Consider the following 21,482-nt stretch of genomic DNA (forward strand, 5'->3'; position numbering starts at 1 on the left):
TCTCGTAGGAGATCGGGCCAGCCTTGAGCCGCCGATCCCGCACCCACGTTACGAAAGACCTCGAGCGGGTCGTTCCCCTGATCAGCGGTGAGCAGCAGCCCCGCGGCGGCCGGTGACAACACCCCCCCGGACCATTCAAAGACAGGGGCAAAACATCATGCCGACCACCGCTGGCCCAGCCACCGGCACTCATTCACCGGCAACCACCAACAAGGTAACGGGGGGGGAGAGTGTTTTCCTCACAGCTGATACCCTCGCCGGTAACGTTTCCGTCATGACCTGCGAGAAGAGCTCGAATAAGCTCGGACTTGCTTGAAAGAGCCAGGTGGCCCGATAGCCGGGCAACGCCATAGGCTTAGGGGCGTGACTCCTGAAGAACTTGCCCTCGCGATCCGCGGCGCACTCCTCGACAGCATCGACTCCGGCGTCCTCGCCCTCGACCCTGAAGCGGTTCCTGAAACCGTCAAAGTTGAGCGCCCCCGCAACCGCGACCACGGCGACTGGGCGACCAATGTCGCCATGCAGCTCGCCAAGCGCGCAGGCCTCGCCCCCCGTGCCTTCGCTGAAATCCTCGCCGAAGCTCTGCGCCTGGTCGAGGGCATCGACTCCATTGACATCGCCGGCCCCGGTTTCATTAACATTCGTCTGGGTGCAGCCTCCGCGGGCGAACTCGCCCGAACCATCGTGCAAGCGGCAGACTCGTACGGATCGAACTCTTCCCTGGCCGGAACCTCCATCAACCTCGAATACGTTTCAGCGAACCCGACCGGCCCCGTGCATCTGGGCGGTGCTCGCTGGGCCGCAGTCGGTGATTCCCTCGCCCGTCTTATGACGGCTTCGGGTGCGAAAGTCACCCGCGAGTACTACTTCAACGATCACGGCTCTCAGATCGACCGTTTCGCCAAGTCGCTGTATGCGCGCGCCATGGGACGCGAAGCCCCCGAGGATGGATACGGCGGCCAATACATCGCCGACATCGCTGAAAAGGTCCGCCACGATGCGCTCCAAGCGGGAGAGGCTGACCCCATCACCCTGCCCGAGGACGAGGCCGTCGAAGCCTTCAGAGCCCGAGGCGTTGAACTCATGTTCGGCGAGATCAAAGAGCGCCTGCGCGATTTCCGCTCCGAGTTCGACGTGTTCTTCCATGAGGACTCCCTGCACGAGTCCGGTGCGGTTGCCCGCGCGATCGAAACCCTGCGTGAGCGCGGCGAAGTCTTCGACGAGGACGGCGCCGTGTGGTTGCGTACCACTTCCTACGGGGACGATAAGGACCGTGTCCTCATTAAATCGGATGGGCAGGCCGCCTACTTCGCTGGGGACGTCGCCTACTACCTCGATAAGAGGAACCGCGGGGCTGATTCAGCGATCTACCTGCTCGGCGCGGACCATCACGGATACATCGGCCGCATGATGGCGATGTGCCAGGCATTCGGTGATACGCCGGGTGTGAACATGCAGATCCTCATCGGCCAGATGGTCAATCTCCTCAAGAACGGTGCCCCTGTGCGCATGTCCAAGAGGGCTGGCACGATCGTCACCCTCGACGACCTCGTTGACGTGGTCGGTGTTGACGCGGCGAGATACGCCCTCGTCCGCGTGTCGATGGACTCGAATCTTGACATTGACCTGGACCTTCTCGCGTCGCATACGAACGAGAACCCCGTCTACTACGTCCAATACGCGCACGCCAGGACCCGAAACGTCGCCCGCAACGCCGCCGAGCACGGCGTGAACCGCGAAGCCGGATTCGATCCCGCAGCCCTCGACACCCCGGCCGATGCTGAACTCCTCGGAGTTCTCGCGGGCTTCCCGGCCCAAGTCGCCCAGGCCGCCGAACTCAGAGAACCACATCGCCTCGCCCGCTACCTCGAGCAGCTCGCCTCCGCCTACCACGCCTGGTACGGCCAGTGCCGTGTGACCCCCCGAGGAGACGACCCCGTCGAGCCCGGACACGTGGCTCGCCTGTGGCTCAACGACGCCGTGACCCAGGTTCTTCATACGGGCCTTGGGCTTCTTGGGGTCAGCGCCCCTGAGAGGATGTGACGATGAGCGAGGCCCTTGATTTCATGGACTTTCGCCCGCTCGGAGAACTCCTGTGCCCAGAACCTGAAGAACGCCCGGACCTGTGGCCCTGGAGTGCACGCAGACGAGAGGATGGAGTCCTCGAAATCGGGGGCGTCGCGCTGAGCGACGTCGCACAAGAATTCGCCACCCCCCTCTTCGTCCTCGACCGGGCAGACCTTCGCGGACGCGCGAACATTTGGGCGACCGCGATGGCCGAAGAGTTCTGGGACGGCTATGGAATGAACGGCGGCGATGCTTTCTACGCGGGCAAGGCATTCCTGTGCTCGGATGTCGTGCGTACCGTGAGCGAGGTCGGAATGGGGATCGACACGGCCTCACTGGGTGAACTCACCATGGCTGTGCGTTCGGGAGTCGAGCCTTCAAGGATTGGCCTGCACGGGAACAATAAGCTCGACTCCGAGATTGAGCTCGCCCTTAGCGCCGGAGGGGGCAAGGGGATCGAGAGGATTTTCGTCGACTCCCTGCCCGAGGTCGCCCAAATCGAAGCAATCGCCGCGCGCCTCAACACGAGCGCCCGCGTGATGATTCGCGTGAAAACGGGAGTTCACGCAGGAGGAAACGAGTACATTTCGACCGGGCACGAGGATCAAAAGTTCGGTGTTGGTGCCTTCGACGGTCAACTCGAGGAGGTCGTCGCCGCGATCGAGGCTGCGCCCCACCTCGAATTCCGTGGACTTCACAGCCATATCGGCTCACAGATTCAGGGGACCGCCGCATTCGAAGAGGCCGCTTCAATCATCTGCTCTCTTGGGAAGAAGATTTCCGAGATGATCGGACGCCCTGTTGAAGAGATCGACCTGGGTGGAGGTGTTGGTGTGGCTTATACGGGCGATGATGAGCCTCCAACTCCTCCCGTGGATGTCGTCCGTCAGATCGCGCGAAGCGTTCGAGAGGCGTGCACCAGGCTCGACATGAAGATTCCTCGGGTATCGGTCGAACCGGGGCGGTCAATCGCAGGCCCTTCCACGGTGACGCTCTACAGGGTGGGCGCCGTCAAGGACGCGAATCTCGCCGAGGGATTTACGCGCCGCTATGTTGCGGTCGATGGGGGAATGGCGGATAACATTCGCCCGGCCCTGTATGGGGCCCGCTATACGGCGACCCTCGCGAACCGGGTCTCCGATGCTGAGCTGGTGCGGTCACGGGTCGTCGGTAAGCACTGCGAGAGCGGGGACATCGTCGTATGGGATGTCGATCTGCCCTCGGATGTTCGCGCGGGTGACCTGCTTGCGGTGCCCGTGACGGGCGCCTACGGGTATTCGATGGCTTCGAACTACAACATGCTGACGAAGCCCGGCGTGATCGCCGTTGAAGACGGGGCCGCCGAATGGATCATGCGACCCCAGACGGTCGAGGACCTTCTCGCCCTCGACCCCGGGCTCGACTGAACGCGGTGGAGGTGGGGCGTGCTCGCCGCTTCACCCGCGCTTCATCACCGCGAGCCCAGTGCTCGGTACCCAAGAACCCCCGGAAATTGGGGAACTTGGCTTCATCCCCGCGAGCCTCGACGCGCGGGGATTCATTGGGCGAGCCCGGCGTCTCCGCGTTACAGGATTGCCGTGAGCTCAGCGCTTGGGGATTCATTCCACACCTTCGCCGAGGGAGCGCATGCACGAGGTCGGGCGCGAGCACCACGCGGAGCATTCCCACGAGAGAGGGCGTTGACGACTCGTGGCGCGAATACGATGTCGAGGCCCTGAGAGACCACTTCCTCTCCGACGAACAGCAGCGGGACGAAACCCGGGAACGAGGAGCCTCACATTTGCTCAGCGGGCGCAATCCTGAGAAGAACACTCCTCGCGAGTCTGCGCGCCCTGGCGAATTCTTCTGCGTCGAGCACGAGCATGACGTAGGTGTCGCTCCCGATGTCCATCGCCGCAAGGACATGCTCCGACCAGGAGGAGTTGATCGCAGCACACCACTGCATGATGCAAGCGTCCTCGGACAAAGCGCTCTCGTCGATCCTCGGTAAGGAGTCCGGGAGCAGACCCTTGACAGAGACGAGGAAGTCATCGCGTTCGGTCCTGAGACCGAGTTCCACGGCCTTTCCGCATCCGATCAGCTCCTCGCTGAGCTCCAGCCATGCCTCCTCGAAGTCCCCGCTGTTCTTCGGCAGTGCTGTGGAGAGGAATCGCTGTCCAGATTGAGGATCCCCCAAGAGGAGGTCCACCAATTCGGCGAACCTCTGCGCAGTCCTCTCCTCCTCACCACTTGGGACCTCGACCCATCGCGAGCGGTCGGGGAGAACAGACTTCGTCACAAAAGCCCTCAAGAGCCGGGTTGTTTCCTCGTAGCTCACGTTCGCGATGCGATACGTCGTATCGGCAATCCTCAGGTGGAGATTCGTCACCCCCTCAGCGTCCGCAACTCGTGCCGTTATCGAGGTGCAGCCGTGAATCGGTCGGGGTGGGCGGATCTGCGTGTAGGTGAAATAGCCGTCGCGCATGGCTTTCACAGAGTTATCGATTCCCACGATGTGAAAACCGTCCCGGTCGAAGCTCGGGTTCTTCATGTGCCAGTCGACATAGGTGTTGAAGAAGACCCTTTGAATGAAGGCGTGGAAACTCATGAGTAGTGATCCTTGATATCCCGGTTTCGATAATTTTCAACAATCGGCACCCGTCCAGGTCGGGACCGATGAAGAGCTTACGCGGTGGCATTCCTACCCCCGCCTATTCCCTCCTTCAGTTTCCCAAGCGCGAGGACCCCGCGGCATCGAGCGCGGCATATACCTCTCTCGGTGCTCTCAAGAGATGCTTCCCACCGTCGTCGAGAGCGTCTGCGGGCAACATGCCCTCAGAAGAAGGCCTCCTAGGCTGATCCCTTCAGGCTGGGCTGATGCCTCCAATTGGACGACGCATCCCCGCCACGCATTCCCGGAAAGACCGACAGATGAGACGCGTCACCCGTTCCCTTCGACGAGCTCCACGCCGAAGAGGGGGTGCCTCGGAGGGACCCCGCGAGCTTCGCCTTCCCCCAGACCCCGGGGGACAGGAAGGCCCGGGGAGAGTCCCTGGGGAACAGGAAGGCCTGAGAAGAGTACCTGGAGGACATAAGGCCCGCGGAAAGTCCCTGGAGGACTGAAGCTCCGTTCAGCGCCGCGGCTTCGCCCTCGAGGTTGGCTTCTCACTGAAGGGGTTCTCCGGCCAGGGGTGCTTCGGATAACGCCCCCGCAACTGAGCGCGCACATCCCGGTAGGGCCCGGCCCAAAAGCTCTTCAAATCCGAGGTGACGGCCGCGGGCCTTCCCGCCGGATCCGTCAGATGGAGGACGAGGGGGAGCCGCCCACCAGCGAAGACGGGAGAGTCGACCCAGCCGAAAGCCTCCTGGACGCGCAATGACAGGACAGGCCGTGCGTTCGACCAGTCGATGCGGCGCCTCGCGCCCGTCGGGATCTCGATGGACCTCGGAGCCCATTCGTCGATCATTCCGGCCTGGGGCCAGGGAACGAAGGCGCGCAGGGCTTCCTCCAAGCGCATCGAGGACAGAGGCGCCCCTCCCGCCAAGCGGGGAAGCTCCGGGGCGAGCCACTCGCGCGCATCGGCAATAAGGCGGGCATCGGAGACATCCGGCCAGGGCTCTGAGCAGGCCTCATGGAGGGCTAAGAGGCGCTCTCGCAGTGAGGAGGCTCCCTCGGACCAATCCAGTGCGGCGAGTCCGCGTGAGGTGAGGAGCTCATCGAGGGCGCGGGCCGCGTCCTCGATACTCGGCTGCGTCCTCACCCCCTCGTTCAAGAGGATCGCCCCCAGGCGTGTAAAGCGCAGCGAGCGGAGACGCCCTCCTTCGAAGGAACAGCGGGACTCCTCAGCAAGGAAACCGCCGCCAGCTGTGCGGGCGACCTCCTCCCGGATGGGGACTGCGAGGCGGATGAGCCCGTCTACGCGCCCCGCCTCGCGCGAGATCTCTGCGATGGCGAGCCAGGGGGATCCTTCCAACGGGGAGTGGGAGGGCAAGGAGGCTCCCTGCCCGTCGATCGTCTGATAAGAGGCGCCGCCGGGCCTCTTACGGGCGATCCACCAAGGGCGGGCGCTCGCGATGACGAGGCCGAGCGCCTCCTCCTGTGACGGCGCGCCGAGAGCTTTATCGCTTCCTTCCCGCCCGGATGCCGCGTCTGCCGACGGGGGCGGGCACAGTCCTTCGAGTCTGCGGGCCTGGGTCTTCACCCGCTCAACGAGTGCCCGATCACCCGTCCGTGGTAGGTCCCGGATGAAGGCAGCGGCGTCCGCGTCCCGGACCCGCGGATTCTCGCCGAGAAAGGCGATGAGCCGCGCGCAGCGAGCCTTCCCGATCCTCGGAGCGAGGGAGAGCAGGGCCGCACCGAGAGCTGGATCGAGGGGGAGAGCGGCGGTGGAGCGCCCCAGGGGAGTCACCACCCCCGCGGAGTCGACGAGTCCGAGGATCCTCAGGGTTGTCACAGCCGAGTCCAGGGCGGCGCGGGGCGCGGCGTCGAGGAGTCGCAGTCCGTCGAGGCCACGGGAGTCCCACACGAGCGCTTGCAAGGCGGCGTCCGTGAGGTCCGCAGTCGCGATCTCGGGGAGCGGCTGGGCGGTGCGCCTGGCGAAATCGACCTCGCTCATGCATCGGATGGCGAGGCCGGGTCCGAGGCGGGCCGCGCGTCCCGAGCGCTGCTCCAACTGGGCCTTCGAAGCGGAAACGGTGACGAGGCCGCTCGCGCGCCTGGCGGCATCCAGCCTCGCCTCCCGGGACAATCCCGCGTCGACAACGATCCTCACACCCGGGACGGTGAGGGAAGATTCGGCGACTGCGGTCGACACGATGATGCGGCGGGGCCGACCTTGTTCGGCTCCGCTCATGACCCGGTCCTGGGCCGTGGAGGGCAGGGAGGCGTGGAGGGGGAGGACCTCCACCTGTTCACCGCCGATGAGGTGAAGGCCGAATCCGCCGAGGAAGGAGGCGAGCTCGTCGATCTGCCGGGCCCCGGGAAGGAAGACGAGGACATCGCCCGCCGCACTGTGAAGCGCCTCTTCGACGGTGCGGGCAACGTGGGCGAGGAAGTCTCGGTTGACGCTGATGCGCCCGTTCCCGTTCGCGTTCAGCGCGCCGCTGCGCGCTGGCGCGTAGTGCAACTCAAGGGTGTGGAGAGCGCCGGGAACGGAGAGGGTCTCGACCTCGTCAATGGCGGTGGACAGGAGGCGCGCCGTGCGTTCGGCCTCCAGGGTCGCCGAGGTGAGGCTCAGGTGGAGGTCCTCACGCATGACAGCGCGCACGTCGAGCAGGAAGGCGAGCGCGAGGTCGGTGTCGATGGCGCGCTCGTGGAACTCGTCGAGCATGACCGCTGATACGCCCTCGAGTGAGGGATCGGCTTGGAGCCGACGAAGGAGGACCCCGGACGTCATCACCTCGATGCGGGTCTCGGGCCCGACTATTCGCTCGCCACGCACCGTGTAACCGATCTCTTCTCCGAGGCGTGTGCCCAGGAGGGAGGCAAGCCTGCGGGCGGCGGCGCGCACCGCGATGCGGCGCGGCTGGGTGACGAGCACCCGAGCGGGAGTCGCCGAGGCGAGCAGGAGGGGCAAGAGGGTGGTCTTGCCGGAGCCCGGGGGAGCGCTGAGGACGAGGGCCTGGCCCGGGCGGACGGCGTCGCTAAGGCGGGGGAGTGCGTCGACGACCGGGAGCGGGGGAGGGGTGGCGAGGACGTCGTCGAAGCGGTTCACCTCTTCAGTATGACCGGTGCCGAGGGCGGGGGCGTAACCCGGAGCGGGCAGTACCCCGGGGCGAGGAGTACCCCGGAGCGGGTACTCACCCGGGGTGGGCAGTACCCCGGGGCGGGGGCGTAACCCGAGGCGGGCAGTCACCCGGAGCGGGGCGGGGCGCTTTTCGTGGCACAAGTCGGACGGTGCATGCGGGTACCGGTGAGTCGTGAATTGGTTTCCGCTGGTCAGCGAGCTTCACGCGAGGGGCGCATCAATCCTGGGGCTGCAAGCGATGGGGGTGATCGTCCGACTTGTGCCGGAGGGGGCTGAAGAAACAAGGATGTGCGGGCGTTGACCGGTGCATCGAGCCTCACTACAATTCATCGCATGATGAATTCATCGTGTGATGAACACATGGCAGGTTCTCGGACACGCACCGCAGTGGACATTCACGAACTCGAGATCATTCGCTCGAAGACCCGCATCCTCAACTCCATTACCGCAACAATCCACGCAGGCGAGATCCTCGGACTGCTCGGCCCATCGGGCTGCGGGAAGACCACCCTCATGCGCGCCATCATCGGTGCCCAGCGCATCCACTCTGGAAGCATCACCGTCTTCGGACGCCGAGCGGGGGACCGCTCCCTGCGCTCAAGAATCGGTTACGTCTCCCAAGACGCCGCCGTGTACCCCGATCTCAGCGTCTTAGACAACGTCACCTACTTCGCCACCCTCATGGGGGTTGGACGCGCTGAAGCGCAAGCCGTCATCGAACTCGTCGGATTGGCCAAGCGCTCCCGCCAACTCGTCTCCAGCCTGTCGGGAGGACAGCGCTCACGCGCTTCGATCGCCTGCGCCCTCGTCGCAGATCCCGAACTCCTCGTCCTCGACGAACCGACCGTCGGCCTCGACCCTCTGACCCGGGAAGCCCTGTGGGACGCTTTTGATGATCTCGCACGCCAAGGGCACACCCTCATCATCTCCAGTCACGTCATGGACGAGGCGATGAGATGCGACAGGCTGATCCTCATGCGCGAAGGGCGCATCCTCGACATTTTGACCCCCGATGAGCTCCTCAAGAAAACGGAGAAGAGCAGCCCGGACGCGGCCTTCCTCGCCCTCGTTCGCGCCGACGCGGAGAATAAAGGAGACAGCGCATGAACACCCGCACCTGGTGGGCGACGAGTCGAAGAGTCCTCGCGCAACTGCTCGCCGATAAGCGCACCATCGGCCTCATGATGGCGGCTCCGCCCCTCCTTTTGACCCTGCTCTACTACATGTACAGCGAAGTGCCGCTCATTCCCGGTTCGCAAAGCTTTTTCTCAGGGATTGCACTCACGATGTTCGCCGTCCTTCCCATGTTCTTCATGTTCCTCATCACCTCGATCACCATGCAGCGTGAAAGGGCGAGCGGAACACTCGAACGCCTGTGGACGACGAATCTTCACCGCGCGGACCTCCTCTTCGGATATTCGAGTGCCTTCGTCGTCGTGGCAGTGATCCAAGCGGCGATCCTATGCACAGTCGGCTACTGCTTCCTCGGAGTGCAAACGCAGGGCAATCCCGGATGGGTTGTCCTCAACGCTGCGGCATGCGCCGTCGTCGGCGTATCTCTCGGACTCATGACCAGCGCATTTGCCCGCTCGGAGTTCCAGGCCGTTCAATTCATGCCCATCGTCGTGTTGCCACAGGTGTTCCTGTGCGGGCTCCTCGTGCCCCTGGAACACCTGCCGAGAATCCTTGAACGGATCGCCCTGCTCCTCCCCCTCACCTACGGGGTCAAAGCCATCGAGTCGGTGAAAACCCAGACGGAAGTCTCTTCCGACTACTGGGGGCCTCTCGCGATCGTCCTCGCCTGGGGAATCGGCTCACTCATCCTCGCCGCCCTCACCATGCCAAGGACAAGCGCATGAAAAGAAGCAAAGGCGAGGCCACGCGCGAAAGAATCCTCAACACCGCCCAGGCCGTTTTCGCTCAACTTGGCTACACCCAGGCCTCAGTTCGCCAGATCGCAGCTGCAGCAGGAGTCGACCAGTCCCTCGTCCACCATTACTTCGGGACGAAGAAAGCCCTCTACCTCGAGGCGACCCGCATCCCCTTCGACCCCGAAGATGTGGCGGCCGAGGCGATGGGCCGAGCGGACGAAGAACTGGGGGAGGCCATCATCGAGACGATCATCCGCCTCATGAACTCTCCGGCGGGCATCGCCCATCGCGCGCTCATCCGCTCGATGCTCGCTCCGAAGCGCGAGCTCGGCGCGCTGAGGGACTACCTTGTCGAGTTCGTTCTCACAACCGTTGCCAAGCGCATCGGGGGTGATGAGAAGCAGGCCCGCCTGCGCGCCGGGATCATCGGCTCACAAGTCGGCGGTCTCATCATGGCCCGCTACATTGTGGGGATCGAGGTGATCGCAGCCCTGAGCGATGATGAAGTCATCGCGATCTACGGGCCGATCCTTCAACGCCTCATCGAGATGCCGCTCGAGACGGGGACTGCACAGTAGAGGAATGCGCCGTAGAGGCTGCTCTCTTCCCAGGGGCTGATCTTCCCCCCGTCTCCTGAGAGGAATATGTCGGGCCCTCGTCCTAGTCCGCAATCCTTGCGACAGTGGGAAGAACCCGTGAGCAGCACAACCCCGCATCGACCCTAATCCTTGAGGCGGCGGGAAGAACTCGAAACGGGAAAGAAGGAGAAGGTGAAGAAGCGGGGGAGGAAGCGGTGAAGGCAGGGCAAGAGACGAAGCTGAGGGAGACCCGAAGCCCCTCGCTGCGTAGACTGAGGGGGAGTACTCGAGACTTCGGAGGGCCAGTGACCGATCAAGACGCGCCGCGCGACATCGCGACGACACGCCACATCACGATCCCGGCCGACCTCGATCCGCTTCTTCTGCTGGGAACCGCCGACCAGGTCCTGCGCTCCCTCGAACGAGGCTTCCCAAGAGTCTCCTTTCACGTCATCGGACGAGACATCGCGATCAGCGGCCTCGCATCCGACGCAGGAGTCGCCGCTGAACTCGTCGAAGAACTCATCGCCCTGGCCCGCACAGACCATCCTTTGGAAGCCCCGGCCGTTGACCGGGCGATCTCCCTTCTCGGACAGACGGGACTGAGGGCCTCCCCGAAAGAAGAGATCCTGTCCGTTCGGGGCCGTTCGATCTGCCCGAAATCTGAAGGACAACGCGCCTACGTCGAAGCGATTGATCGATCAACTATTGTCTTCGGGATCGGCCCAGCCGGAACGGGGAAGACCTACTTGGCAATGGCTCAGGCGGTCCAGCGTCTCCTCTCCGGTGAAGTCAAACGCATCGTCTTAACCCGTCCAGCGGTCGAGGCGGGCGAAAACCTCGGCTTCCTGCCCGGATCCTTGACCGACAAGATCGACCCCTACCTGCGGCCCCTCTACGACGCCCTGCAGGACATGCTTGACCCTGAAGTCCTCCCCAAACTCATGGCCGCGGGAACGATCGAGGTCGCCCCACTTGCCTACATGCGCGGACGCACCCTCAACGACTCCTTCATCATTCTCGACGAAGCGCAGAACACCACAGCGAATCAGATGAAGATGTTCCTCACCCGAATGGGCTTCAACTCGCAGATCGTCGTCACAGGCGACGCCTCGCAGGTCGACCTCCCGGGCTCGGGACGCTCAGGCCTAGCCGCCATTGAGAAGATCCTCCACGGGATCGAGGGCATTGAGTTCTGCCGACTCACCAGCGCGGATGTCGTCCGCCATGAGCTCGTGGGCGAGATCATTGACGCCTACGGCCGCTGGGAGGACCGTATGGAGGAGAAACGGGCCCTGACTTCCCGCTCCCGAACACTTCGCCGCACGGATCGCCACCAAGGGGGACAAGGATGACCGAGGTCATCAACGAAACCGACTACGAGATCGACGGAGCCGAATTCGCGGCCCTCGCCGACCACGTCCTCACGAGCATGCACGTCGCCACGGACGCCGAACTGAACATCCTCTTCATCGACCCGAAACCGATGGAAGACCTCCACATCCGTTGGCTCGACCTTCCCGGACCGACCGATGTCATGAGTTTCCCCATGGACGAGCTGCGCCCCGGGACCGCCGATCGTCCCACCCCGACGGGCACACTTGGGGACATCTGCATCTGCCCGCAGGTCGCCGAGCAGCAGGCCAAGGACGCGGGGCACACGACCGTGGAGGAGATGCTCATGCTCGCCACCCACGGGATGCTCCACCTCCTCGGCTACGACCACGCCGAAGAAGATGAGAAGAAGGAGATGTTCGCCCTGCAGCGCACCCTCCTCCTCACCTTCCTCGCGACCCGATGACCAGCCCCTGGGGGGAGGGGATCCCCGTCGGCGCTCTCCTCGCCATCGGCGTCGCCGCAGCAGCCATCGCCTCAACCCTCCAAGCGCTCGATGTTGCCTTCCAGCGACTCTCCTTCGCGACCGTCGAGGACCTCGTCGAAGATGAGGCCCACCATGCGCCCCTCCTTTCTGCCCTCATTGAGCAAAGGACGAGGACGACCCTCGTCGTGCGAGGCTTTCGCACCTTCTGGCAGGTCGTCTTCTCCGTCTCCCTCACTCTTGCGCTCGCAGGACTCGGCCTATCCTGGTGGGCGACGGGACTCCTTGCCCTCTCGTTCATCACCTTCTTGCATTTCGTGTTCATCTCCCTCTTGCCGAGCCGGTGGGGGGCTCGCAAGCCGGAGAGAATTGCACTTCGCGGAGCGCCCCTTGCAACACATCTCGTGAACACGACCCGCGTCCTCGACCCCCTTGTGCGTACGCTTCGCGGCAAACTGCCTCAGGCGGCTCAAACCGAAGCTGAAGCGCGCGCCGCAATGGCGAATGACCTTCGTGAAATGGTCGATCAGGTCGGCGAGACTGAGGGCTTCGAGGCGGAGGACAGGCAGATGCTGCGCTCCGTCCTCGACCTCGGGCACACCCTGGTGCGCGAGGTCATGGTTCCACGAACCGAAATGGTCACCGCTCCCGCGAGCCTTTCGGCCCGCAAGGCCCTGCGTCTTTTTGTGCGCTCGGGCTTTTCCCGCATTCCCGTCGAAGGCGATGATGTTGACGACATTCGCGGCATCCTCTATTTCAAGGATGTTGTTCAGCGTCTCGAGACTTATGGCGCGGATCTTGATCAGAACGCCGAACAGATGATGCGCCCCGTCGAGTTCACCGTCGAGATGAAGCCCGCGGATGATCTGCTGCGTCTCATGCAGGCTGAGCACTTCCACATGGCGATCGTCATTGACGAGTACGGCGGCGTCGCCGGCCTCGTGACCTTGGAGGATCTCATTGAAGAGGTCGTCGGTGAACTCACCGATGAGCACGATCGAGTGATCCTCGAACCCGAGGATCTTGGAGATGGGCTGTGGCGGGTGCCGACGCGTTTTCCGATCTCCGAGCTCGGCGAACTCCTGGGGATGGAGCTCGAGGACGAGGACGTCGACTCGGTTGGTGGCCTGCTTGCCAAAGCCATTGGACGAGTCCCCCTTCCCGGAGCGATCGGCACCATCGGGGGAGTGAAGCTCAAGGCGGAAGAAGCGAGGGGGCGGCGCCGCCAGGTCGGCACGATTCTCGCCGAGCGCAGTGAAAGCGATAATGAAGACCCTGGAACCGGTAGTGAGGACTGAAGACATGCGATTCCCCAGTGACGACGAGCTCATGGCGGTACCGAACGCCTTCGAAGGCATCGAGTTCGACGAAGAGACGCTTTCACGCCTTGAAGCCGGTGAAGATGTGGAGGCAGTGGCCTCCGTTTCGAGCGAAGAGAAGACCGCTAGCACACTCGAGGAGCAGCCCGCCGACGGGAGCACTGACGAGGGCTTTTCCGACAGCGATGACGAGGCCGCCGACGAGGGTGCTTTCGTGGACGATGACGAGGACGCCGCCGCCGAGGCCTCCGACTGGGATGAAGACTGGGAGGATGCCGACCCGGATGAGGTTTTCGCCCGTCTTGAAGATCTGAAAGGCCTGCGCGAGGACGCCAACGCGGGCGAGGGCCTCATGATGCCCGAATATCCCGAAGGCTTTCGCGCGGGATTCGTGTCGATCGTCGGGCGCCCGAATGTCGGCAAATCAACCCTGACGAACGCCCTGGTCGGCCAGAAGATCGCGATCACCTCGGGTCGACCGGAAACGACGCGGCACAATATTCGCGGCATCGTCCACAAGGAGAACTCGCAGATCGTCCTCGTCGACACCCCCGGATACCACCGGCCCCGGACCCTGCTGGGTAAGCGCCTCAACGACATGGTGCGCGAGGCCCTCGCCGAAGTGGATTGCGTGGTCTTCTGCCTTCCCGCGGATCAGCGCATTGGGCCGGGCGACCAGTTCATTGCCCGGGAACTGCGCGATGTGCGCCGCCCGATCATCGCCGTCGCGACGAAGGCGGATCTTGTCAGCCGGGATCGTTTGATGAAGCACCTGCTCGCCATTGACGCCATGGGGGACTTCGCGGCGATCGTACCGGTGTCTGCACACACGGGCGAGGGAGTGGACATCCTTTCCGATGTGCTGAGCCAGAACGTTCCCCTCTCCCCGCCCCTCTACCCGGCCGGAGATATCACCGACGAATCCCGAGACACCCTGATCGCCGAGTTCATTCGCGAGGCCGCTCTTGAAGGGGTGCGTGACGAGCTTCCGCATTCTCTTGCCGTGCAGGTCGAGGAGATCATTGAGCGCCCGCAGCGCGAGGGCGATACGCGCAAGCCCCTGGTCGATGTGCACGTCAATGTGTATGTGGAGCGCGACTCTCAAAAGGCCATCATTATTGGCAAGCGCGGTTCGCGTCTCAAAGAGATCGGCTCGCGTTCGCGTCCGCTCATTGAGGAGCTTTTGGATAAGAGGGTCTACTTGGATCTTCACGTGCGCACGGCGAAGGACTGGCAGTCCGACCCGAAGATGCTCGGACGCCTCGGGTTCTAAGGCTTTGATCCAGGTCCTGAATGCTAATGAGCCGGTGATGCCTTTGGCTCTGAGGGGAGCAAGACCTGAGGTTTTGAGCTGAAGAGGAGAGGATACCTGTTACCTTGTTGGTGGCTTCTGGTGGCAGGTATCGCGGGCTGGGCCACTTGCCGAGGGCATGGTGTTGTACCAGCGCACCACTTGGGCGGTTTGGACTTCAACTTCGTTCAACTGGGCCCAGGAGGCTCGTGTTACCGGTTCGCTCAGCCTTTGTACAAGGGAAGGTGTTGAGAGCCCAAGCTCCAGCGTTATCGCAAGAATTACCTGTGGAACCGAGGGAGGCAACTGCTTTCTCCTGCGCTCAAGCTGCACCGCAATGGATCGCTCGGTATTGCACACCCCGATCACAATGGTGAACGAGCCTTCGTGAGGGTCTGCCCCGTCTCGTCGACGCTCCCCAAGGGGGCTTATTTTCAACGCGTCTCAGACGAAGACAGGGGGGAAGACTGTCAGAACGGGGGGCTGCCAGCTCAAAATCCTCCTTTGACAACCACGTTGGTAAGCGAAAGCAACGTACACCCCAGAGGAGAGTGCGCACGTTGCTCATATCAGCCCGCCCACAATCGTCCCTCTGGGCAAATGCTGAAAAATTGATTGGTTGACCAGGCGCGTCGGACACGTGGTTCTCTAGTTGGGGACCGTGTCGTGCGAGGCGACCTCGTGTCGGCGACACCCCCTTAGTTCAATCTCCTGTCTGGCGCATGAGCCGACAAGGGGGTGCGTCGTGCAAGCGTGTCCCGCGTCTGATGTTGTGCTCCGATCTTGGGCCGGTTCAACACAATATGCCTCGTCTTGCGAAGTATCGAAAGCCTGGGGAGTTGTCCGCATATACGCGCTCAATCTCAAAGTTTTGAGGCAGTTCAATCACGCCTGTGGCGCGATTGACGGCGGGGCGCGTGAGACGAGCCCGCTTGGCAGATGGAGCAACTTGCATGCCAGCACGCGCCTCCACCCCATAGAATGGGCGCTGGCCCCGAAGAACAGGCTTGATTCACCGCTAATGAACCCATCAATATCTTCTATCGGCCCCTGGCTCCGCCTGGGCAAAACTTCGCGCTTGCTTTGCGCAAGATCTCATTCGCTCCACACAAGCCCCGCGCGTTCTCCCGATTCGAACTCCACAGGTCCGCTGAGCATCAACACCCCTCGTCCTAGGTTGACCCCCTTTCGTCGATCTCGCTTCACACCCCCACACCCGCAATGCCCCCAGGAGGTGAACACCACACTCACCAGACGATCCGACGGATCGCACCTCTCGAATGCGCAGAATCGCGCCTAGCTTCCATCAACACCCCACACTCACACGCTCACGCACCCCCCAAGCGGATACTTCCTCTGGGGCATAACAGCGACTTCTCCCCAATCATCACTGCCTCAATCAAACCAGGAGCGCAATACCTCTGAGGCAGTGCCCTAGGCTTTCAAAACCTCACCAACGACATCACCCGCAGCCTCCTTGAAACAGGCGGGTTCAGACCTCACCTACACCCTTGACTGGGAAGAGTCGGATAAGCCTTAGGCATGGTCAACATCCTTCGAAAAAACACGAAGTGCGCTCACATCAAGTGTCACCAAAACCTGCACCAGACCCCCGCCAAACAAGCAGCTTAGAACTTGACAGAGGAGATCGGGGTGTCCCCACACCAGATTCTGAAGGGCCCCATGTTGGGTGAACTGGTAGAATAACACGGGCTACACAGTGAGCTGGACGACACAGCACACCCATCAAATGAGCACCACCCAGGAACAAAACCAGGACGATCCAACCACATCAAGTGTCCTAAGTGAGGGGGACAGTCTTCCTGCTTGTGGAATAAAGGGATCGTTACGCAGGCTCTTCGCTGTCTGGGACAATTGAGTTCTTTCGCGCATTCGAAATCGTCTTGATATTGATGCCTTGTGAGATCGACTTGAGGTGTTTCTCTATCTCGGCAATATTCTTGCTGATTCGTGTGATCTGATCGGTTTTGAAGGGGCGTCGAATCTCTTCTGGCAGGCGGAGGTGAAAGACTTCCGAAAATGACCGATTGGCTGCCGGATCGGTGTATTCGATTGTGATCTCCCACTGATCCTGAATGGTTCCGTGGGAGGCTAACATTTGGCGAGCGTATCCTAGCATCCATTGGTGCTGAATGTTCGGTGCGAGCGTGTGGAAACGGATTTGCCCGTTGAAGTCAGCGTTAATCTTTTGTTGAGCCGGTTTCGCATTCTGATTTTCGAAGAATCGATCATCGAGTTCGAAGGGTGGCGTCACGAACAGCCTGACATCATGAGCGGTGGAGGCTCCGATGTTCTTGATGATAATTCCGACATACGCCTCCGCGTCGCTATGAATCGAGCGGTATGTGATGAACTGGAGATCGAGATAGGCGATTACCTTAGGTCTCGTTGCCTCGATCATGCTCGACTCGAGTAGCCGGTTCGACTCATCGACCTGCTTGAGTTGTTTCAATGTCAGAAGAAGGGCTCCGATCGCCGAGATGCCTAGAACCGCGGTCCATTCTTCAGGCGTCGGCATATTCGGGATTCGCCACCAGGTTCCGAAGAACTGCGCGCTTATCCACGTCGCGAAGAGGATGGCGAAAAGGACGAGGAGAGAAGACAGGATGGTGTTGGTCAGTGGTGGGGTCCCTTTCGAATGAGTCTCCGTTTCAGGCGTGCTCTTTCTCAAACGAGTCTCCTTTTCACACAAGCTGTTGGGCGATTGCAACGGCGATCGCGGCTCCGAGCGCGATCGGTACGGCGTTGCCGATCTGGCGCGCGATGGCCGTTCGCGACCCGATGAACCTGTGGCTTTCGGGGAATCCTTGGAGAAGAGCGGCTTCGTAATGCGTGATCGCCCTGTCTTCCGCGGGATGGATGTAGCGGCCCTTCTCGGGCTTGAAGAATTCGGTTCGGATCGTGACGGACGGACGGTCCCAATGCAGACGTCCCATGACGTCCATCGATCCGGTCTTGTGCTTGCGCCAGCAGGGCGCAAGCAGTTGATCGGGCAAGTCGGTACGGTTGCCGCCAAGCGGGATTGCCGCGAAGCGATCGAGTGACAATCGGGTGTAGGAACGGCTCCAGTGGAGATCTCGAGGGGCGAATGCGCCGTGGGTCGCGCGCCCATTCACCTCGATCGTGCGTTCTGCGAATGCTTGGTCTTTGTCGGGCCGACGCGGGACTCCGGCGAGGGCTTCGCGGACGGTTCTGTAATCGGGGAGGGTGTCATCGGTGAAGGGGGAATGAGTGCGCTCGGGAAATGCGGGCGGGTCGAGGTCTCGGTGGTGCCCGAGTATCACGGTCCGTTTGCGCGCTTGAGGGGACCCGTAATCCGCGGAGTTCAGGATCCGATAGTCGAAGGAATAATCCCTCAGGAGCCCCGTGGGAGAAGTCTCATCGAGGAACTCTCGGTATTGGGGGGATGTGGAGAACTGGGGAACGTTCTCCACGACGAAGTACTTGGGCCGTACACGGCTCAGGGTCTGCGCGTACTGCTCCCAGAGCGAGTTGCGCTCGTCGTTCGCATCTCGATTCCCCAACGTGCTGAACCCCTGACAAGGCGGGCCGCCGACGACGACATCAATGTCCTGCGGCGTGTCGCCGCGTTCCAACCAACTCTGGACCGAACCGGCGAACACATCCGTCCCGGCGAAGGTCGCCGCATAGGAGGCTGCGGCGAAGGTGTCCATTTCCACTGCTGCGGCGCTTCGGAAGCGCGGAGAAGCCACATGGAAGCCCGCAGTCAGGCCTCCGGCCCCGGCGAACAGATCAAGGACGCGGATCGGGGAGTCAGCAGGCATGACCCCAGGATAGCCGGCCGATCTCGGCGGGCCCTTTGAATCCGCGGGAATGTCCTTCGAACGAACGGCTCGTCAGAGCGTCTGAAATGATGAGGAACCTTGTGATGTGAGATACTCCCCGGGGAGTTTCGCGGCGCCACTGGCACAGCGGATGGACTTTTCTCAATGAGGATCTGATGGTGAAGAAGAAGCTGATCGAGGTCGCCCTGCCGCTGGACGAGATCAACGCGCAGTCTGGGCGCGAGAAGTCGATCCGCAAGGGCCATCCTTCGACACTCCACCTGTGGTGGGCTCGCCGTCCTCTTGCAACGGCCCGCGCAGTCTTATTCGCACAGCTCGTCGACGATCCCTCCGAACGATATGGGGAGTTCCTCTCCGATGCCAGAAGGGCCGGGGCGGTGGAGCCGGAAGAGTCTGCCCGGGAACGCGTGACGGAGGAGCGCCAGCGCCTCTTCGATCTCATCAGGCGCATGGTGAACTGGGACAACATCAACGATGGGGCCTTGATGAACGAAGTCCGCGCTGAAATCCGCCGATCCGCAGGCGATAACCCGCCCGCAATCCTCGATCCCTTCGCGGGCGGCGGCACCATTCCCCTGGAGGCGCAGAGACTCGGGATCGAAACGCACGCTTCCGATCTCAACCCTGTGGCGGTCCTCATCAACAAGGCCCTCATCGAGATTCCCCCGACGTTTGCCGGGCGTCCTCCCGTCTTCCCCGGAGCGGACACGGGGATGGCGTCGTGGAGCGGCGCCCAGGGGCTTGCCGAGGACGTGCGCCGCTACGGCGAATGGATGCGTGACGAGGCGAAGAAGAGGATCGGCCATCTTTACCCGAAAGCGACCCTTGAGGACGGCACTGAGACGACGGCCATCGCGTGGATCTGGGCGCGGACGGTCGTATGCCCGAACCCCGCGTGCGGGATCCGTGCTCCACTGGTGCGCTCCTGGTGGCTCGGCAAGAAGAAGGGCAAGGAGACCTACATCATTCCCAGCGTTGTGGATGGGCGAGTCGAGTATTCGATAGGGCACGCTCTGCCCGGCCCTTCCAAGGACGAGGATGGGACAATCGCAGGAGGAAAAGGCAGGTGCATAAGATGTCAAACTTTGATTGACAACAAGTATATTCGGGAATGTGCGACAAACGAAGGGCTGGGTAGAGTTCTTTTGTCTATTGTTGCAGAAAGGAAGGTGAGTCGGGTATATCTGCCGCCAAATGAAATCCATGTGGAAGTAGCCGGCGTTCCACGACCGAACGATGTGCCTTCGCAACTGATTCCGGATAACAATCATGATGTCGATCGTCTTCCGATGTATGGAATGCCGACTTGGGCTGACGCATTTACGAACCGGCAGCTTGTGGCGTTGACTGCTTTCTCAGATTTGGTCGGGGATGTTCGCGAGAAGGTGCTCGCCGACGCCCTCGCCACCGGGATGTCCGAAGATGGGCGTCTCGAGTCTGGTGGAGTCGGAGCGGAAGCCTATGCCGATGCCGTTGCGACTTACCTGGGACTCGTTGTTTCTCGGCTGGCTGATTATTCCTCATCGATCAATACCTGGGCGAGTAATCCGCAAATGGAGATCCTCCGTAACGTTTTTGCTCGGCAGGCTATTCCCATGGCGTGGGATTATGCCGAGGGCAATCCTTTTGCGAACTCGTCCGGAAGTCTTGCCATCATGGTGAGAGCTGTGGCCAACGCCGTCGAACGAATACCGGCTTCAGAGTTCGCCAAAGCGGAACAAGCAGACGCCGCTACGCGCTCCTACTCCGGAGTTGTGGTTTCAACGGATCCCCCGTACTACGACAACATCGGATACTCCGACCTCTCGGACTTCTTCTACGTTTGGCTCAGGAGGACTCTGAAGGAGATCCATCCCGAACTCTTCTCCACGATGCTCGTCCCGAAGGCGGAGGAACTCGTGGCCAATCCATACCGTCACGGGGGCAGGAAAGGGGCCAAGGAGTTCTTCGAAGAAGGATTCCGAGAAGTGTTCGCCAAGGCCCGGAAGGATGCGAACACGGATTATCCGATGACGGTGTACTACGCATTCAAGCAGTCCGAGCTGAAAAGAGAAGGCCGTTCTTCGACGGGCTGGTCGACGATCCTCGAGGGGATGATCCGGTCAGGCTGGACGATCACCGCAACCTGGCCCGTGCGCTCTGAGCGCGCCGGAAGGATGCTCGCCGTCGGCACGAATGCCCTCGCCTCCTCGATCGTCCTCGTGCTCCGCCCCCGTCCCGAGGACGCGACGATCATCGATCGTCGAAGACTGTTGCGTGAACTACACTCAACTCTTCCAGACGCCATCGAGACCCTCAGAAGCGGCGGCATCGCCCCCGTTGACCTGGCGCAGGCGGCGATCGGCCCCGGCATCGGAGTCTTCTCGAAGTACGCAGGAGTGATCAACACCGACGGAACGAGCATGTCCGTTGCGGAGGCCCTCGTGCAGATCAACGCCCTCCTCGATGAAATCCTCTCGGACCAGGACGACGATCTCGATCCGGACACGCGCTGGTGTCTTGCCTGGTACGAGACCAGGGGCTTCGACGAGGGACCGTACGGCGATGCCGAAACCCTCGCAAACGCCCGCAACGCCTCGATCGAGGCCCTTAGGCTCGGCGGAGTGCTCAACGCCAGCGGCGGACGGGTCTCGCTGATCTCAGTCGACCAGATGCAGGACGGATACGATCCGACGACGGACGAGCGAATCTCCCAGTGGGAGGTCGTCATCAACCTCGCACACGCGCTCGAATCCCAGGGCATGGATAGCGCCGCAAAGATCCTCGCCGGAGCCCGCGGACGCGGCATCGACACCGACGTTCTGCGATCGCTCGCTTACAGGCTCTACTCGATCGCCGAGAGGAACAAACAGACCAAGGAGGGAACCGTCTTCAACGCCCTTGGCTCCTCCTGGCTCGAGATCAGTGCGGCGGCAGCGGATGCACGCGCATCGTCATACGAGAACCAGAGCGGTTTCGACTTCGACTCCCTGCAGGAGGACTGA

Annotated in this window: 15 protein-coding genes; 11 read left to right on the forward strand and 4 right to left on the reverse strand. The window is 62.1% G+C overall.

Annotated features, from left to right (window positions below):
* Positions 1 to 157: 157 nt before the first annotated feature.
* From JFX23_RS08410 to lysA, 3 genes are read left to right on the forward strand one after another with little or no spacing between them, the layout of a single operon-like run.
* Positions 158 to 316 carry a hypothetical protein gene (locus JFX23_RS08410; RefSeq protein WP_198776522.1) on the forward strand — a complete coding sequence of 53 codons (159 nt, stop codon included), beginning with the start codon at positions 158 to 160 and terminating at the stop codon, positions 314 to 316.
* Between the two features lie 47 nt (positions 317 to 363).
* A complete protein-coding gene (gene argS / locus JFX23_RS08415) occupies positions 364 to 2,043 on the forward strand; it encodes an arginine--tRNA ligase (protein ID WP_198776523.1) in 1,680 nt (559 codons plus the stop codon).
* A 2-nt stretch (positions 2,044 to 2,045) separates the two neighbouring features.
* Positions 2,046 to 3,473 carry a diaminopimelate decarboxylase gene (lysA, locus tag JFX23_RS08420; RefSeq protein WP_198776524.1) on the forward strand — a complete coding sequence of 476 codons (1,428 nt, stop codon included), beginning with the start codon at positions 2,046 to 2,048 and terminating at the stop codon, positions 3,471 to 3,473.
* A 368-nt stretch (positions 3,474 to 3,841) separates the two neighbouring features.
* Here lysA and JFX23_RS08425 read toward each other — a convergent pair whose 3' ends face one another.
* Both JFX23_RS08425 and hrpB read right to left on the reverse strand, forming a co-directional pair.
* Complete coding sequence (locus tag JFX23_RS08425) at positions 3,842 to 4,654, reverse strand: DUF6630 family protein (RefSeq protein WP_005961884.1); 813 nt, start codon at positions 4,652 to 4,654, stop codon at positions 3,842 to 3,844.
* A 523-nt stretch (positions 4,655 to 5,177) separates the two neighbouring features.
* A complete protein-coding gene (gene hrpB, locus JFX23_RS08430; RefSeq protein ID WP_332874693.1) occupies positions 5,178 to 7,901 on the reverse strand; it encodes an ATP-dependent helicase HrpB in 2,724 nt (907 codons plus the stop codon).
* A 225-nt stretch (positions 7,902 to 8,126) separates the two neighbouring features.
* Between hrpB and JFX23_RS08435 the strand changes: the two genes are divergently transcribed.
* The 7 genes from JFX23_RS08435 (at position 8,127) to era (ending at position 14,653) form a co-directional block, all read left to right on the forward strand.
* Positions 8,127 to 8,900 carry an ABC transporter ATP-binding protein gene (locus JFX23_RS08435; RefSeq protein WP_040313498.1) on the forward strand — a complete coding sequence of 258 codons (774 nt, stop codon included), beginning with the start codon at positions 8,127 to 8,129 and terminating at the stop codon, positions 8,898 to 8,900.
* A complete protein-coding gene (locus JFX23_RS08440) occupies positions 8,897 to 9,652 on the forward strand; it encodes an ABC transporter permease (RefSeq protein WP_198776525.1) in 756 nt (251 codons plus the stop codon). The genes JFX23_RS08435 and JFX23_RS08440 overlap by 4 nt, the downstream gene beginning before the upstream one ends.
* Entirely contained in the window at positions 9,649 to 10,242 is a 594-nt protein-coding gene (locus tag JFX23_RS08445) for a TetR/AcrR family transcriptional regulator (protein WP_198776526.1), read from the forward strand. The genes JFX23_RS08440 and JFX23_RS08445 overlap by 4 nt, the downstream gene beginning before the upstream one ends.
* 305 nt (positions 10,243 to 10,547) lie before the next feature.
* Entirely contained in the window at positions 10,548 to 11,597 is a 1,050-nt protein-coding gene (locus JFX23_RS08450) for a PhoH family protein (RefSeq protein ID WP_198776527.1), read from the forward strand.
* Positions 11,594 to 12,043, forward strand: a complete 450-nt coding sequence (gene ybeY, locus JFX23_RS08455) for an rRNA maturation RNase YbeY (RefSeq protein ID WP_198776528.1) — start codon at positions 11,594 to 11,596, stop codon at positions 12,041 to 12,043. The genes JFX23_RS08450 and ybeY overlap by 4 nt, the downstream gene beginning before the upstream one ends.
* Entirely contained in the window at positions 12,040 to 13,359 is a 1,320-nt protein-coding gene (locus JFX23_RS08460; protein WP_198776529.1) for a hemolysin family protein, read from the forward strand. The genes ybeY and JFX23_RS08460 overlap by 4 nt, the downstream gene beginning before the upstream one ends.
* Before the next feature lie 4 nt (positions 13,360 to 13,363).
* The gene (gene era / locus JFX23_RS08465; RefSeq protein ID WP_198776530.1) at positions 13,364 to 14,653 is read left to right on the forward strand and encodes a GTPase Era; all 1,290 of its coding nucleotides are present in this window, start codon (positions 13,364 to 13,366) and stop codon (positions 14,651 to 14,653) included.
* A gap of 1,864 nt (positions 14,654 to 16,517) precedes the next feature.
* On the opposite strand, the gene JFX23_RS08470 is transcribed toward era, so the two are convergent.
* Together JFX23_RS08470 and JFX23_RS08475 are read right to left on the reverse strand one after the other, a co-directional pair.
* Positions 16,518 to 17,363 carry a hypothetical protein gene (locus JFX23_RS08470; protein ID WP_198776531.1) on the reverse strand — a complete coding sequence of 282 codons (846 nt, stop codon included), beginning with the start codon at positions 17,361 to 17,363 and terminating at the stop codon, positions 16,518 to 16,520.
* Positions 17,364 to 17,376: 13 nt separating this feature from the next.
* Positions 17,377 to 18,477, reverse strand: a complete 1,101-nt coding sequence (locus JFX23_RS08475) for a DNA cytosine methyltransferase (RefSeq protein ID WP_198776532.1) — start codon at positions 18,475 to 18,477, stop codon at positions 17,377 to 17,379.
* A gap of 176 nt (positions 18,478 to 18,653) precedes the next feature.
* Between JFX23_RS08475 and JFX23_RS08480 the strand changes: the two genes are divergently transcribed.
* Positions 18,654 to 21,482, forward strand: coding sequence for a DUF1156 domain-containing protein (locus tag JFX23_RS08480; protein WP_198776533.1), 2,829 nt, complete (start codon positions 18,654 to 18,656; stop codon positions 21,480 to 21,482).

Source organism: Schaalia cardiffensis, from assembly GCF_016405145.1.
Classification (GTDB): domain Bacteria; phylum Actinomycetota; class Actinomycetes; order Actinomycetales; family Actinomycetaceae; genus Pauljensenia; species Pauljensenia cardiffensis.

Coding starts and splice junctions, on each gene's coding strand:
- JFX23_RS08445 (WP_198776526.1), top strand. CDS start 9,649: ATGAAAAGAAGCAAAGGCGAGGCCACGCGCGAAAGAATCCTCAACACC.
- lysA (WP_198776524.1), top strand. CDS start 2,046: ATGAGCGAGGCCCTTGATTTCATGGACTTTCGCCCGCTCGGAGAACTC.
- JFX23_RS08440 (WP_198776525.1), top strand. CDS start 8,897: ATGAACACCCGCACCTGGTGGGCGACGAGTCGAAGAGTCCTCGCGCAA.
- JFX23_RS08410 (WP_198776522.1), top strand. CDS start 158: ATGCCGACCACCGCTGGCCCAGCCACCGGCACTCATTCACCGGCAACC.
- JFX23_RS08480 (WP_198776533.1), top strand. CDS start 18,654: ATGGTGAAGAAGAAGCTGATCGAGGTCGCCCTGCCGCTGGACGAGATC.
- ybeY (WP_198776528.1), top strand. CDS start 11,594: ATGACCGAGGTCATCAACGAAACCGACTACGAGATCGACGGAGCCGAA.
- JFX23_RS08475 (WP_198776532.1), bottom strand. CDS start 18,477: ATGCCTGCTGACTCCCCGATCCGCGTCCTTGATCTGTTCGCCGGGGCC.
- JFX23_RS08425 (WP_005961884.1), bottom strand. CDS start 4,654: ATGAGTTTCCACGCCTTCATTCAAAGGGTCTTCTTCAACACCTATGTC.
- JFX23_RS08460 (WP_198776529.1), top strand. CDS start 12,040: ATGACCAGCCCCTGGGGGGAGGGGATCCCCGTCGGCGCTCTCCTCGCC.
- JFX23_RS08435 (WP_040313498.1), top strand. CDS start 8,127: ATGATGAATTCATCGTGTGATGAACACATGGCAGGTTCTCGGACACGC.
- era (WP_198776530.1), top strand. CDS start 13,364: ATGCGATTCCCCAGTGACGACGAGCTCATGGCGGTACCGAACGCCTTC.